Here is a 13,030-nt window from a genome sequence, read left to right as displayed (position 1 = left end):
TATTCTTAAATAAACTGTCAATTTGATAGTGGGAACAAATAATTGGATGTCCTTTTTTAGGAGGGCTTAGTTTTTTGTACCCAGTTTAAGAATACCTTTATCATGTGATTCTAAAGTATCCGGAGAATATCTGTATGCTTTGTATGCCTATGGTTATGCATAAAAATCCCAGTGATAAAAGTATTTATCACTGGGATTTTTATGCCCTTTTGGGTTTTTGAATGGAGGAAAATCACATGAAAATTATTAATATTGGAGTTTTAGCTCATGTTGATGCAGGAAAAACTACCTTAACAGAAAGCTTATTATATAACAGTGGAGCGATTACAGAATTAGGAAGCGTGGACAAAGGTACAACGAGGACGGATAATACGCTTTTAGAACGTCAGAGAGGAATTACAATTCAGACAGGAATAACCTCTTTTCAGTGGGAAAATACGAAGGTGAACATCATAGACACGCCAGGACATATGGATTTCTTAGCAGAAGTATATCGTTCATTATCAGTTTTAGATGGGGCAATTCTACTGATTTCTGCAAAAGATGGCGTACAAGCACAAACTCGTATATTATTTCATGCACTTAGGAAAATGGGGATTCCCACAATCTTTTTTATCAATAAGATTGACCAAAATGGAATTGATTTATCAACGGTTTATCAGGATATTAAAGAGAAACTTTCTGCCGAAATTGTAATCAAACAGAAGGTAGAACTGCATCCTAATATGCGTGTAATGAACTTTACCGAATCTGAACAATGGGATATGGTAATAGAAGGAAATGATTACCTTTTGGAGAAATATACGTCTGGGAAATTATTGGAAGCATTAGAACTCGAACAAGAGGAAAGCATAAGATTTCATAATTGTTCCCTGTTCCCTGTTTATCACGGAAGTGCAAAAAACAATATAGGGATTGATAACCTTATAGAAGTGATTACGAATAAATTTTATTCATCAACACATCGAGGTCAGTCTGAACTTTGCGGAAAAGTTTTCAAAATTGAGTATTCGGAAAAAAGACAGCGTCTTGCATATATACGTCTTTATAGTGGCGTACTGCATTTGCGAGATTCGGTTAGAATATCGGAAAAGGAAAAAATAAAAATTACAGAAATGTATACTTCAATAAATGGTGAATTATGTAAAATCGATAAGGCTTATTCCGGGGAAATTGTTATTTTGCAGAATGAGTTTTTGAAGTTAAATAGTGTTCTTGGAGATACAAAGCTATTGCCACAGAGAGAGAGAATTGAAAATCCCCTCCCTCTGCTGCAAACGACTGTTGAACCGAGCAAACCTCAACAAAGGGAAATGTTACTTGATGCACTTTTAGAAATCTCCGACAGTGACCCGCTTCTGCGATATTATGTGGATTCTGCGACACATGAAATCATACTTTCTTTCTTAGGGAAAGTACAAATGGAAGTGACTTGTGCTCTGCTGCAAGAAAAGTATCATGTGGAGATAGAAATAAAAGAGCCTACAGTCATTTATATGGAAAGACCGTTAAAAAAAGCAGAGTATACCATTCACATCGAAGTTCCACCGAATCCTTTCTGGGCTTCCATTGGTCTATCTGTAGCACAGCTTCCATTAGGGAGCGGAGTACAGTATGAGAGCTCGGTTTCTCTTGGATACTTAAATCAATCGTTTCAAAATGCAGTTATGGAGGGGATACGCTATGGCTGTGAACAAGGATTGTATGGTTGGAATGTGACGGACTGTAAAATCTGTTTTAAGTATGGCTTATACTATAGCCCTGTTAGTACCCCAGCAGATTTTCGGATGCTTGCTCCTATTGTATTGGAACAAGTCTTAAAAAAAGCTGGAACAGAATTGTTAGAGCCATATCTTAGTTTTAAAATTTATGCGCCACAGGAATATCTTTCACGAGCATACAACGATGCTCCTAAATATTGTGCGAACATCGTAGACACTCAATTGAAAAATAATGAGGTCATTCTTAGTGGAGAAATCCCTGCTCGGTGTATTCAAGAATATCGTAGTGATTTAACTTTCTTTACAAATGGACGTAGTGTTTGTTTAACAGAGTTAAAAGGGTACCATGTTACTACCGGTGAACCTGTTTGCCAGCCCCGTCGTCCAAATAGTCGGATAGATAAAGTACGATATATGTTCAATAAAATAACTTAGTGTATTTTATGTTGTTATATAAATATGGTTTCTTGTTAAATAGATAAAGTCCGTATAATTGTGTAAAAGTAAAAAGGCCATATAACAGTCCTTTTACGGTACAATGTTTTTAACGACAAAAACATACCCAGGAGGACTTTTACATGACCCAAGTACATTTTACACTGAAAAGCGAAGAGATTCAAAGCATTATTGAATATTCTAAAGAGATTGGTTGTTCTGAAATGTTTTTAATAACTGATAAAGGTAATCCTAGAGCTTGCCATGTATATGAAAAATTAGGTGGTAAAAATGATTATAAAGATGAAATAGTATATGTATATGATTATGAAAAAGGTGATAAATAAATGAATATAGTTGAAAATGAAATATGTATAAGAACTTTAATAGATGATGATTTTCCTTTGATGTTAAAATGGTTAACTGATGAAAGAGTATTAGAATTTTATGGTGGTAGAGATAAAAAATATACATTAGAATCATTAAAAAAACATTATACAGAGCCTTGGGAAGATGAAGTTTTTAGAGTAATTATTGAATATAACAATGTTCCTATTGGATATGGACAAATATATAAAATGTATGATGAGTTATATACTGATTATCATTATCCAAAAACTGATGAGATAGTCTATGGTATGGATCAATTTATAGGAGAGCCAAATTATTGGAGTAAAGGAATTGGTACAAGATATATTAAATTGATTTTTGAATTTTTGAAAAAAGAAAGAAATGCTAATGCAGTTATTTTAGACCCTCATAAAAATAATCCAAGAGCAATAAGGGCATACCAAAAATCTGGTTTTAGAATTATTGAAGATTTGCCAGAACATGAATTACACGAGGGCAAAAAAGAAGATTGTTATTTAATGGAATATAGATATGATGATAATGCCACAAATGTTAAGGCAATGAAATATTTAATTGAGCATTACTTTGATAATTTCAAAGTAGATAGTATTGAAATAATCGGTAGTGGTTATGATAGTGTGGCATATTTAGTTAATAATGAATACATTTTTAAAACAAAATTTAGTACTAATAAGAAAAAAGGTTATGCAAAAGAAAAAGCAATATATAATTTTTTAAATACAAATTTAGAAACTAATGTAAAAATTCCTAATATTGAATATTCGTATATTAGTGATGAATTATCTATACTAGGTTATAAAGAAATTAAAGGAACTTTTTTAACACCAGAAATTTATTCTACTATGTCAGAAGAAGAACAAAATTTGTTAAAACGAGATATTGCCAGTTTTTTAAGACAAATGCACGGTTTAGATTATACAGATATTAGTGAATGTACTATTGATAATAAACAAAATGTATTAGAAGAGTATATATTGTTGCGTGAAACTATTTATAATGATTTAACTGATATAGAAAAAGATTATATAGAAAGTTTTATGGAAAGACTAAATGCAACAACAGTTTTTGAGGGTAAAAAGTGTTTATGCCATAATGATTTTAGTTGTAATCATCTATTGTTAGATGGCAATAATAGATTAACTGGAATAATTGATTTTGGAGATTCTGGAATTATAGATGAATATTGTGATTTTATATACTTACTTGAAGATAGTGAAGAAGAAATAGGAACAAATTTTGGAGAAGATATATTAAGAATGTATGGAAATATAGATATTGAGAAAGCAAAAGAATATCAAGATATAGTTGAAGAATATTATCCTATTGAAACTATTGTTTATGGAATTAAAAATATTAAACAGGAATTTATCGAAAATGGTAGAAAAGAAATTTATAAAAGGACTTATAAAGATTGATTATATAATATATGAAAAGCTATTATAAAAGACATTAGTATTAAATAGTTTAAAAAAATGAAAAATAATAAAGGAAGTGAGTCAAGTCCAGACTCCTGTGTAAAATGCTATACAATGTTTTTACCATTTCTACTTATCAAAATTGATGTATTTTCTTGAAGAATAAATCCATTCATCATGTAGGTCCATAAGAACGGCTCCAATTAAGCGATTGGCTGATGTTTGATTGGGGAAGATGCGAATAATCTTTTCTCTTCTGCGTACTTCTTGATTCAGTCGTTCAATTAGATTGGTACTCTTTAGTCGATTGTGGGAATTTCCTTGTACGGTATATTGAAAGGCGTCTTCGAATCCATCATCCAATGATGCGCAAGCTTTTGAATATTTTGGTTGATCGATATAATCATGAATCAATCGAGCTTCTTTAATGGCTAAACCAAAGGCTCTAAAATCATATTTATCTTCTTTTTTACGCATAGTAGACCACCTCTATACATTTTATTGTTCCTACTGAATTAAAAACAGGTATAGAAAAACGTGTTATATGGTTTATAGGTTTATATTTAATAAAAAGCACTACTAAACGCCAATAAAAAAAACCGTTATATGGTAGTGCTATTTACGCTGTTAAAATATTGTATATTACTTCCAAATGGCGGTTTGTTGGAGGTCAACGTCGCCATGAAGTACATCATATACAATAAATTTCCTTACATTGGGTTCTTGTCAAAAAAAGTCGTCTATCTGCAATAGATAAGTACGTCCACCAATGTGGTTTTATAAATCATATAGATAGAATAACAGAAGCATGTAAACAGAGAAATAAATCTGTTTATATGCTTTTTTGGCTATTCAGAACTTTTTTACAAAGTTTATTTATCAGTAATGCAACAAATCCCCCTTTCACATTGGAACTAAGAGTGAAAGGAGATAAACGAGCAAGGCTCACTTCCTTTCCTAGACAGAAAGGGGGTGAGAAACATGAAACCATCTTCTTTTCAGACCACAATAGAAAATCAGTTTGACTATATCTGTAAACGTGCTATGGAAGACGAGCGAAAGAATTATATGCTTTATCTTTCAAGGATTGCAAAGCGTGAGGTGTCCTTTTCGGATGTTGGCGATTATCTTGTTAGCCAGTTTGCGACAACAGATAACTATTCAACTGACTTTCAGATTTTTACACTCAATGGGTTATCAGTAGGCGTTGAAAATGATTTGTTGAGTGAAGCATTACGTGAGTTGCCAGACAAGAAACGTGAAATTCTACTGCTGTTTTACTTTATGGACATGAGCGATTCAGAAATTGCAGACCTGTTGAAATTGAACCGTTCTACTGTCTATCGGCATAGAACCAGTGGACTAGCCTTAATTAAAAAGTTTATGGAGGAATTTGAAGAATGAAAACACAATATCCTATGATTCCCTTTCCTCTCATTGTAAAGGCAACAGATGGCGATACCGAAGCGATTAACCAGATTCTACATCATTACAGAGGGTACATAACGAAGCGTTCCCTACGACTTATGAAAGATGAATATGGCAATCAAAGTATGGTCGTTGATGAAGTCTTACGTGGAAGAATGGAAACCAGACTGATTACAAAGATTTTGTCATTTGAAATTAAGTAATATCCTCTCTCCTTTCGTGGAAGCGTGCTAAACCATTCCACGCTTCCCGAACAGGGAGGTTTGTTATTCCACCAAAGCATATTGAGCTTTCAATGTGTTTTGATAGGCTAACGAGCCATTGTTCTTTGAAAACTGAATAAAAGTAATCGAATACGTTTCGATAAGAAAAGAGCCAACGGAACTAACCGCCATGACCTATCTTATAAAGATAGCGAGCGATTCATGTTAGTGATCTGAGAAGCAATCTTTAGCAGGATTGCCTGCAACGACATTCTTATCGTGATAATGATACTCCCATACAGTCAATAGTCCGAGCGTGATAAAACCGTCGCAGGCAATGAGTATGGCTACATGAGAACCATGCAGGGGTGGAACTCCCGTGAGCTTTGCTAAAGCTGTTCGATTGCTGGTAAAACAACTTTTATGAAATCCAAATAAGTGATTTGGAAAGGAGGATTTTATGAAGCAGACTGACATTCCTATTTGGGAACGTTATACCCTAACCATTGAAGAAGCGTCAAAATATTTTCGTATTGGCGAAAACAAGCTACGACGCTTGGCAGAGGAAAATAAAAATGCAAATTGGCTGATTATGAATGGCAATCGTATTCAGATTAAACGAAAACAATTTGAAAAAATTATAGATACATTGGACGCAATCTAGCGTCGCCAAAGGGTCTTGTATATGATAAAATAGTATTAAGTCGTATCAAGGCTCTTTCCATAAAGGAAAGGAGCAAATGCCATGTCAGAAAAAAGACGTGACAATAAAGGTCGAATCTTAAAGACTGGAGAGAGCCAACGAAAAGACGGAAGATACTTATACAAATATATAGATTCATTTGGAGAACCGCAATTTGTTTACTCGTGGAAACTTGTGGCTACAGACCGAGTACCAGCAGGAAAGCGTGATTGTATCTCACTTAGAGAGAAAATCGCAGAGTTACAGAAAGACATTCATGATGGTATTGATGTTGTAGGAAAGAAAATGACACTCTGCCAGCTTTACGCAAAACAGAACGCTCAAAGACCAAAGGTTAGAAAAAACACTGAAACTGGACGCAAATATCTTATGGATATTTTGAAGAAAGACAAGTTAGGTGTAAGAAGTATTGACAGTATTAAGCCATCAGACGCTAAAGAATGGGCTATTAGAATGAGTGAAAATGGTTATGCTTATCAAACCATCAATAACTACAAACGTTCTTTAAAGGCTTCATTCTATATTGCTATACAAGATGATTGTGTTCGGAAGAATCCATTTGACTTTCAACTGAAAGCAGTTCTTGATGATGATACTGTCCCTAAGACCGTACTAACAGAAGAACAGGAAGAAAAACTGTTAGCCTTTGCAAAAGCTGATAAAACCTACAGCAAAAATTATGATGAAATTCTGATACTCTTAAAAACAGGTCTTCGTATTTCAGAGTTTGGTGGTTTGACACTTCCAGATTTAGATTTTGAGAATCGTCTTGTCAATATAGACCATCAGCTATTGAGAGATACTGAAATTGGGTACTACATTGAAACACCAAAGACCAAAAGTGGCGAACGTCAAGTTCCTATGGTTGAAGAAGCCTATCAAGCATTTAAGCGAGTGTTAGCGAATCGAAAGAATGATAAGCGTGTTGAGATTGATGGATATAGTGATTTCCTCTTTCTTAATAGAAAGAACTATCCAAAAGTGGCAAGTGATTACAACGGCATGATGAAAGGTCTTGTTAAGAAATACAATAAGTATAACGAGGATAAATTGCCACACATCACTCCACATAGTTTGCGACATACATTCTGTACCAACTATGCAAATGCAGGAATGAATCCAAAGGCATTACAGTACATTATGGGACATGCTAATATAGCCATGACGCTGAACTATTACGCACATGCAACATTCGATTCTGCAATGGCAGAAATGAAACGCTTGAATAAAGAGAAGCAACAGGAGCGTCTTGTTGCTTAGTAGTACAAATGAATTTACTACTTATTTACCACTTCTGACAGCTAAGACATGAGGAAATATGCAAAGAAACGTGAAGTATCTTCCTACAGTAAAAATACTCGAAAGCACATAGAATAAGGCTTTACGAGCATTTAAGAAAATATAAAAAGATAATTAGAAATTTATACTTTGTTTTAACAAAAAATTGTTGGAATTAATAGAAAGAATAGAAAGTTTCAGCTAGCTAATGACTGTCCTGCTCCTAAGTCTGTTTCATAGTTAAAAAGGGTAATTCTACATTTTCATGCTTTTAATTTTCTCTTCGTCTGGTGTGACGCGCAGGGTTTTCTGGCCCGTATAGGTGACAAACCCTGGCTTACCACCGGTTGGTTTGTTGAGTTTTCTAGTCTCAATCATATCTACTTGGACCAGATTAGAGAGTCTGGCCTTGGAGAAGTAGGCTGCTAACTCGGCAGCGTCTGTCTTGACTTCATCGCTAGGTTGGAGGTTACCAGTAATCACCACATGACTACCTGGAATATCCTTGGCGTGAAACCAAAGCTCGTCCTTCTTGGCCATCTTAAACGTCAGCTCGTCATTTTGTAGATTATTGCGTCCAACTAGGATAATAGTTTGGCCATCTGTTGCCAAATATTTCTCCGGTTTCTGTCTTTTCTGGATTTTCTCTCTTTGGCGTCGGCGGATAAAGCCAGTCTGGATTAGTTCCTCCCGAATTTCTGCAATTTCAGTCAGGCTGGCCTGAGCAAGGGCAGTTTCCACGCTCTCTAGGTAGAGAATCGTAGCCCGAGTCTCCTCAATCAAGCTGGTCAGATGTTTGACGGCTTCCTTGAGCTTCTGGTAACGTTTGAAATAGCGCTGGGCATTTTGGTTGGGGGTTAGGGCCTTGTCAAGCGAGATAATAATCTTCTCACCTGTATAGTAATTATCCAACTCAACCTGGTCCTGATCGTTAGGTACCTGATGGAGAAAGGTAGTTAAGAGCTCCCCTTTTTGACGGAATTCCTCTGCATTCTCCGTTGCTAGAAGTTCTTCCTCTTGCTTGACCAGTTTTTTTCGGTTCTTTTCCAACTCATTTTCTACTCGGCGGATGAGCTCGCTGGCCTGCTGGTTGACCCGATCGCGCTCAGCCTTGTCCTTATAGAAAGTATCTAAAAGCTCGGATAGCGTGGACATTTGGGTCTTGCTGTCGGAAAATAGCAGAGCAGAGAAGGATTTTTCGGTCAGGTTTGGCCGAGTCGGACTGGCAAAAAATGCACGGAAAGTTTTGAGCTTGTCAGCTGTCAGACGGCCACTGAGCTCAGTAGCCGTATCTCGGCCCAATCCCTGAAAAATCTGCTGCAGGCGTTTGGACTCTAAGTCTTCAGTATGAAGTATTTCAAAGAGCTTTTCGTCGCCCACAGTGAAAGGGTTGAGGCTGCCTGTCTGAGGCGGTGCGACATAGGTTGAGCCCGGCAGGATAGTTCGATAGCTATTTTGCGAAAATCCGACGTGTTTAATGGCTTCAATAATCTTACCGCTAGCCTTGTCCAAGAGAATGATATTGCTATGCTTGCCCATGATTTCGATGACCAGAGTCACAGCCACGCTGTCGCCGATTTCGTTCTTATTGGAGACACTGATTTCCAAAATCCGGTCATTCTCTACTTGCTGGATTGATTCAATGACGGCGCCTTGCAGGTATTTGCGCATCACCATGATAAAGGTATTGGGAACAGCTGGATTTTCAAAAGTGGTATCTGTCAGCTGGACGCGCCCAAAGACCGGGTGGGCTGATAGGAGCAGCTTGTGGCTTTTACGGTTGCTGCGAATCTGTAAAACTAGCTCCTGTTCAAAGGGCTGATTAATTTTCTGAATGCGGCCGCCCAGCAATTCGCGGCGCAGCTCCTCTGTCATGTGGTGTAAAAAAAATCCGTCGAAAGACATGCTTTTCTCCTTGAAAGTTGCTACAGAAAATTATAACAAAAAACCAAGCTAAAAGCTTCTAAATTTTTTGAAAAAAATTTTTAAATAAATTAAATGATTTTTATATAAAAATTGTTAATATAGTAGTGAGAAGGAATTTAAATATAGATGGAGCTAGAATGTTTGAAGATTATATTTTAATTCAAAAGATAAAAAATGGAGACCAAAATGCGTGGGAAAGGGTGATTGAGAAGTATTATCACTCTATCTATTTTTACTGTGTACGCAGATGTTATGGTAATGTCCAGTTAGCAGCAGATTTGACGCAAGATATTTTTCTTAAAGTGATAGAAAATATCAAAAACTATCGTTTTACAGGGAAATTTTACAATTATCTCTTCACAATTGCTGTTCATCATTGCAATAACTATTATAAAAAGAAAGAAATAGAAAAAGTTGAATTCAACGAAAGTGTTTTATCTTCTCACGAAAGTGATGGTATGAGAAATTTAGTAGTTAACGAAGAAAATAAGGTAATTCAACACGCCTTAAATCAGTTGTCAAATCCGCAAAGAGAGGCTATTATTTTGAGATATTACCATGATTTAAAGGTTAAGGATATAGCAAAGATTACAGATGTAGGTGTTCCAACTGCACAGTCCCGAATTCATCAAGGGCTTGTAAAACTATCAAAGTTCTTAGATAAAGAGGCATTTACTTATGACGAAAAAAGTTATTGAACGTTTAAAAAATTATCAATTAGAAGTTGATGAATCTAGAAAAAAAGAGATTCTTTTACTCGGTGTTGCTCATCTGAAAAGTCAGAAAAAGAGGATTTCTTATCTGGAATTCGCTCTTTTTACTATTCGGTTTATTAGTTTAAAAACTTGGTTGATTCAGTTCGCAGTATTAGGAATCAGTTTATTAGTTATATTAAACAATCCGCTCGGTCTCGTTTATACTCTAATAAAAAATTTGACAGGATTGCTAATAATCTCTCTACTTTTCTTTATGGAAGAATTATTTAAAAGTTTTACATCTGGAATGTGGGAATTAGAGCAAACTTTCAAGTACGATTTACGCCAGCATGTATTAGTGAAACTCTTTATTTTTGGCTTCATTGATTTTCTGATTGTTCTGAGTTTTTCTATATTAACAAACTTACTCTTCAGATTTTCTTTTTTTAGTATGTTACTGTATTTGTTAGTCCCCTATAATATTGTTTGTATTGTTTTGTTTTATTCTCTCTCTCGTTGGAGAAATTCTGGCAATCATCGTAGTGCATGGTTCGTTTTGGGTATGGCTCTTTCAATTCTATTTGTAGCTTTGAATCTATTCAATCCTTATCGTATGGCTGTTATATATTGGTTCCTAACTTATTTAATGTCTCTTTTGATTCTCGCACTTTTGTTCTTTAAACAATTAAAAAAATTGACAGCAGGAGGAATGTGGAATGGAACTCACTCTTAAAAACATTAAAAAAGAATATGGAAACAAGTTGGTATTAGATTATGTTTCCATTTCATTAAAACCAGGACTTTACGGACTTTTAGGTTCGAATGGATCAGGAAAGACGACGCTTTTTCGGATTATTTGTGGTCTCATGAAGCCTACTCAGGGAGCTGTTTTCTTTAACGGAAAGAATATAGTTAATCAAGCAGAAAATTTTAGAGATATTTTAGGTTTTTTACCTCAGGATTTTCGATATTATCGAGACTTTACTGCTAGAAATTTTCTACTCTATATTGCCTCTTTAAAAGGGTTGAGTCGAAAAAATGCTTCTACAACAAGCGATGAATTATTAGAGTTGGTTGGCTTATCTGCTATCAAAAATAAAAAAATTAGAAAACTTTCTGGTGGAATGAAGCAGAGATTAGGAATTGCACAAGCTCTCTTAAACGATCCTCAAGTCCTTGTGTTAGATGAGCCAACAGTTGGACTAGATCCTAAAGAACGGGTTAAATTCCGAAAGTTATTAAGTAGTTTATCAAAGGAAAAAATCATTCTTTTATCGACCCATATTGTATCAGATGTCGAAAGTATCGCTGACGAAATTTTGATTTTAAAAAATGGGCGTTTACGAGATAGAGGAACGGTTAATCAATTAGTTTCTGAAATATCTGACAAGGTTTGGGAATGTGAAGTAACAGAATGTGAGGCTAATAAATTAGAAGAGACTTTTCTTGTGAGCAATCGCCGCCAGGATGGTCAACATATCGTGATGAGAATTGTTTCTGAACAAGCTCCAATCTCGAAGGCTTCCTTGGTTAGCCCAACTTTAGAAGATTTGTATCTCTATTATTTTAGAGAGGAGATGCAGGATGAAGACACTTACTAGATTTGAATTTCAAAAAATTTTAAAGAACAAAACGATTTTGGGAAGTTTAGTTGCAAGTTTATTTCTACTTGCTGGTATTTTTTTCATAGGCTATCATTATTCTCAGTATCAATTTGCAGCGAGAGATAATGTTGCACATGGCTATTCCAAAGATATTGAACAGAGTTATAGAGGGGAGTTTACAGATGATAAAATTCGAGGGATTATAGCAGACGATCTCAAAAAATTTCAAGAGAGAGAACTTTCTGATGATGGAAGTTGGAAAGAAAAAGGAGAACCTTGGCTTTTTCACCCATTTTATCTCTTTACAGAACAGATAAGCAACGTATTCGTCAAAGATGCTCGTCATCTTTATGAAAAACAGATGGAGCGTGTGAAAAAAGGAAAAATGCTGACGATTGAAGACATAGAAGTACGCAGCATTAAAGACCTTGGTTTTAAAGAGTTTGGTAAACCTCTAAAAATTGGTAATTATGCTCCTTGGCTTGATTTATATAAAGTTCAGGGAAATGTTTCCATTTTAGTTTCTGTTCTAGTCATTTTAGTTTGTTCTCTGATTTTTTCAGACGATAAGGCAAAAAATATGAATCAAGTATTGCTGACAACTAAATATGGACGCGATAGACTAATAAAAGCCAAGATTGGAGTGGCTTTTCTCTTGACTATTGTACTATTTATAGTTTTCCAAATGGTCACTTATTTTGTATTTTCTAGTATGTATGATACTAGTGGATGGAGTTCTAGTATTCAGACTAACTTAGATTTGGGGTTATTCAGTTTTCCATTGGAGTGGAATCATCTACAAGTTTACTTTTGGTTTTTGTGCTTACAATTTACAGGGCTTCTTTTTACAGCGGGAGTAACATTATTGATGTCCTCTCTGCTGAACTCTCCTTTGTCTGTCTTGTCATTTTCTATTAGTCTTTATTTGTTGCCTTATTTTTTAGCTCAGATTTTTCGAGAAGGACTTGCTCAAAAACTACTTTATCTTTTTCCAATCAATCAGCAGTCAGTGGGAAAACTATTAGGACTGTTTGCTTCGAATAAGGAATATTTTTTTCAAGATTTTATCATAAATAGTCTCTTCGTTTTTAGTTTTCTAATCGGTTTGGCTTTTGCATTGAAGATAATATCTTATTTCCATGCTAAAAATTGGAAATTTGCTTGAGTAGTCAAATCTGAACATTTTATAAAAATTTTCAAAAAGGTCTTGACATCCTTTCAGGAAAAACTTAAAATATAGGAAATTGGAA

Annotated in this window: 12 protein-coding genes, 3 pseudogenes and 1 other annotated feature (1 of these 16 cut by a window edge); of the genes and pseudogenes, 12 read left to right on the top strand and 3 right to left on the bottom strand. The window is 35.0% G+C overall.

Annotated features, from left to right (window positions below):
- Nucleotides 1–173 precede the first annotated feature (173 nt).
- The 4 genes and pseudogenes from FKX92_RS12220 to FKX92_RS04775 form a co-directional block, all read left to right on the top strand.
- Nucleotides 174–221 (top strand): annotated as a pseudogene (locus FKX92_RS12220) (hypothetical protein); the annotation flags it as partial.
- A 15-nt stretch (nt 222–236) separates the two neighbouring features.
- Nucleotides 237–2,156: a tetracycline resistance ribosomal protection protein Tet(M) gene (gene tet(M) / locus FKX92_RS04790; RefSeq protein WP_050219862.1), complete on the top strand. Its 1,920-nt coding sequence runs from the start codon at nt 237–239 to the stop codon at nt 2,154–2,156.
- Between the two features lie 224 nt (nt 2,157–2,380).
- Nucleotides 2,381–2,503 carry a GNAT family N-acetyltransferase gene (locus FKX92_RS04780; RefSeq protein WP_425281629.1) on the top strand — a complete coding sequence of 41 codons (123 nt, stop codon included), beginning with the start codon at nt 2,381–2,383 and terminating at the stop codon, nt 2,501–2,503.
- Nucleotides 2,504–3,943: a bifunctional aminoglycoside N-acetyltransferase AAC(6')-Ie/aminoglycoside O-phosphotransferase APH(2'')-Ia gene (locus FKX92_RS04775; RefSeq protein ID WP_001028144.1), complete on the top strand. Its 1,440-nt coding sequence runs from the start codon at nt 2,504–2,506 to the stop codon at nt 3,941–3,943.
- Between the two features lie 129 nt (nt 3,944–4,072).
- Here the strand turns inward: FKX92_RS04775 and FKX92_RS04770 are convergent.
- Together FKX92_RS04770 and FKX92_RS12085 are read right to left on the bottom strand one after the other, a co-directional pair.
- Nucleotides 4,073–4,357 (bottom strand): annotated as a pseudogene (locus FKX92_RS04770) (transposase); the annotation flags it as partial.
- Nucleotides 4,355–4,420, bottom strand: a pseudogene (locus FKX92_RS12085) (XRE family transcriptional regulator); the annotation flags it as partial. The pseudogenes FKX92_RS12085 and FKX92_RS04770, both read right to left, overlap by 3 nt.
- Before the next feature lie 504 nt (nt 4,421–4,924).
- Here FKX92_RS12085 and FKX92_RS04760 point away from each other — a divergent pair.
- The 4 genes from FKX92_RS04760 (at nt 4,925) to FKX92_RS04740 (ending at nt 7,537) form a co-directional block, all read left to right on the top strand.
- Nucleotides 4,925–5,347, top strand: a complete 423-nt coding sequence (locus tag FKX92_RS04760; RefSeq protein ID WP_000804885.1) for a sigma-70 family RNA polymerase sigma factor — start codon at nt 4,925–4,927, stop codon at nt 5,345–5,347.
- Complete coding sequence (locus FKX92_RS04755; protein WP_000857133.1) at nt 5,344–5,574, top strand: helix-turn-helix domain-containing protein; 231 nt, start codon at nt 5,344–5,346, stop codon at nt 5,572–5,574. The genes FKX92_RS04760 and FKX92_RS04755 overlap by 4 nt, the downstream gene beginning before the upstream one ends.
- A gap of 460 nt (nt 5,575–6,034) precedes the next feature.
- Nucleotides 6,035–6,238 (top strand): excisionase, encoded by a 204-nt coding sequence (locus FKX92_RS04745; protein WP_000814511.1) that lies wholly within the window; start codon nt 6,035–6,037, stop codon nt 6,236–6,238.
- Between the two features lie 81 nt (nt 6,239–6,319).
- A complete protein-coding gene (locus tag FKX92_RS04740; protein ID WP_001291561.1) occupies nt 6,320–7,537 on the top strand; it encodes a tyrosine-type recombinase/integrase in 1,218 nt (405 codons plus the stop codon).
- 273 nt (nt 7,538–7,810) lie between these two features.
- Here FKX92_RS04740 and fbpA read toward each other — a convergent pair whose 3' ends face one another.
- Nucleotides 7,811–9,460, bottom strand: coding sequence for an Rqc2 family fibronectin-binding protein FbpA (fbpA, locus tag FKX92_RS04735; protein WP_125410312.1), 1,650 nt, complete (start codon nt 9,458–9,460; stop codon nt 7,811–7,813).
- Between the two features lie 158 nt (nt 9,461–9,618).
- Between fbpA and FKX92_RS04730 the strand changes: the two genes are divergently transcribed.
- Genes FKX92_RS04730 through FKX92_RS04715 form a run of 4 tightly spaced genes read left to right on the top strand, consistent with a single transcriptional unit; the run spans nt 9,619 to nt 12,945 of the window.
- Complete coding sequence (locus FKX92_RS04730; protein WP_149565677.1) at nt 9,619–10,179, top strand: RNA polymerase sigma factor; 561 nt, start codon at nt 9,619–9,621, stop codon at nt 10,177–10,179.
- Nucleotides 10,160–10,909, top strand: coding sequence for a beta-carotene 15,15'-monooxygenase (locus FKX92_RS04725; RefSeq protein WP_125348494.1), 750 nt, complete (start codon nt 10,160–10,162; stop codon nt 10,907–10,909). Before FKX92_RS04730 ends, FKX92_RS04725 begins: the two co-directional genes overlap by 20 nt.
- Entirely contained in the window at nt 10,893–11,777 is an 885-nt protein-coding gene (locus FKX92_RS04720) for an ABC transporter ATP-binding protein (protein ID WP_125410314.1), read from the top strand. Before FKX92_RS04725 ends, FKX92_RS04720 begins: the two co-directional genes overlap by 17 nt.
- Nucleotides 11,761–12,945 carry an ABC transporter permease subunit gene (locus FKX92_RS04715; protein WP_125410315.1) on the top strand — a complete coding sequence of 395 codons (1,185 nt, stop codon included), beginning with the start codon at nt 11,761–11,763 and terminating at the stop codon, nt 12,943–12,945. Before FKX92_RS04720 ends, FKX92_RS04715 begins: the two co-directional genes overlap by 17 nt.
- Before the next feature lie 65 nt (nt 12,946–13,010).
- Nucleotides 13,011–13,030 (top strand) — a binding site (T-box leader) (it continues 214 nt past the right edge of the window).

The organism is Streptococcus sanguinis, assembly GCF_008329445.1.
Classification (GTDB): domain Bacteria; phylum Bacillota; class Bacilli; order Lactobacillales; family Streptococcaceae; genus Streptococcus; species Streptococcus sanguinis_O.
This window is presented reverse-complemented; position numbering and strand designations above follow the sequence as displayed.

Coding starts and splice junctions, on each gene's coding strand:
- FKX92_RS04780 (WP_425281629.1), top strand. CDS start 2,381: ATGTTTTTAATAACTGATAAAGGTAATCCTAGAGCTTGCCATGTATAT.
- FKX92_RS04775 (WP_001028144.1), top strand. CDS start 2,504: ATGAATATAGTTGAAAATGAAATATGTATAAGAACTTTAATAGATGAT.
- FKX92_RS04760 (WP_000804885.1), top strand. CDS start 4,925: ATGAAACCATCTTCTTTTCAGACCACAATAGAAAATCAGTTTGACTAT.
- FKX92_RS04755 (WP_000857133.1), top strand. CDS start 5,344: ATGAAAACACAATATCCTATGATTCCCTTTCCTCTCATTGTAAAGGCA.
- FKX92_RS04745 (WP_000814511.1), top strand. CDS start 6,035: ATGAAGCAGACTGACATTCCTATTTGGGAACGTTATACCCTAACCATT.
- FKX92_RS04740 (WP_001291561.1), top strand. CDS start 6,320: ATGTCAGAAAAAAGACGTGACAATAAAGGTCGAATCTTAAAGACTGGA.
- fbpA (WP_125410312.1), bottom strand. CDS start 9,460: ATGTCTTTCGACGGATTTTTTTTACACCACATGACAGAGGAGCTGCGC.
- FKX92_RS04730 (WP_149565677.1), top strand. CDS start 9,619: ATGTTTGAAGATTATATTTTAATTCAAAAGATAAAAAATGGAGACCAA.
- FKX92_RS04725 (WP_125348494.1), top strand. CDS start 10,160: ATGACGAAAAAAGTTATTGAACGTTTAAAAAATTATCAATTAGAAGTT.
- FKX92_RS04720 (WP_125410314.1), top strand. CDS start 10,893: ATGGAACTCACTCTTAAAAACATTAAAAAAGAATATGGAAACAAGTTG.
- FKX92_RS04715 (WP_125410315.1), top strand. CDS start 11,761: ATGAAGACACTTACTAGATTTGAATTTCAAAAAATTTTAAAGAACAAA.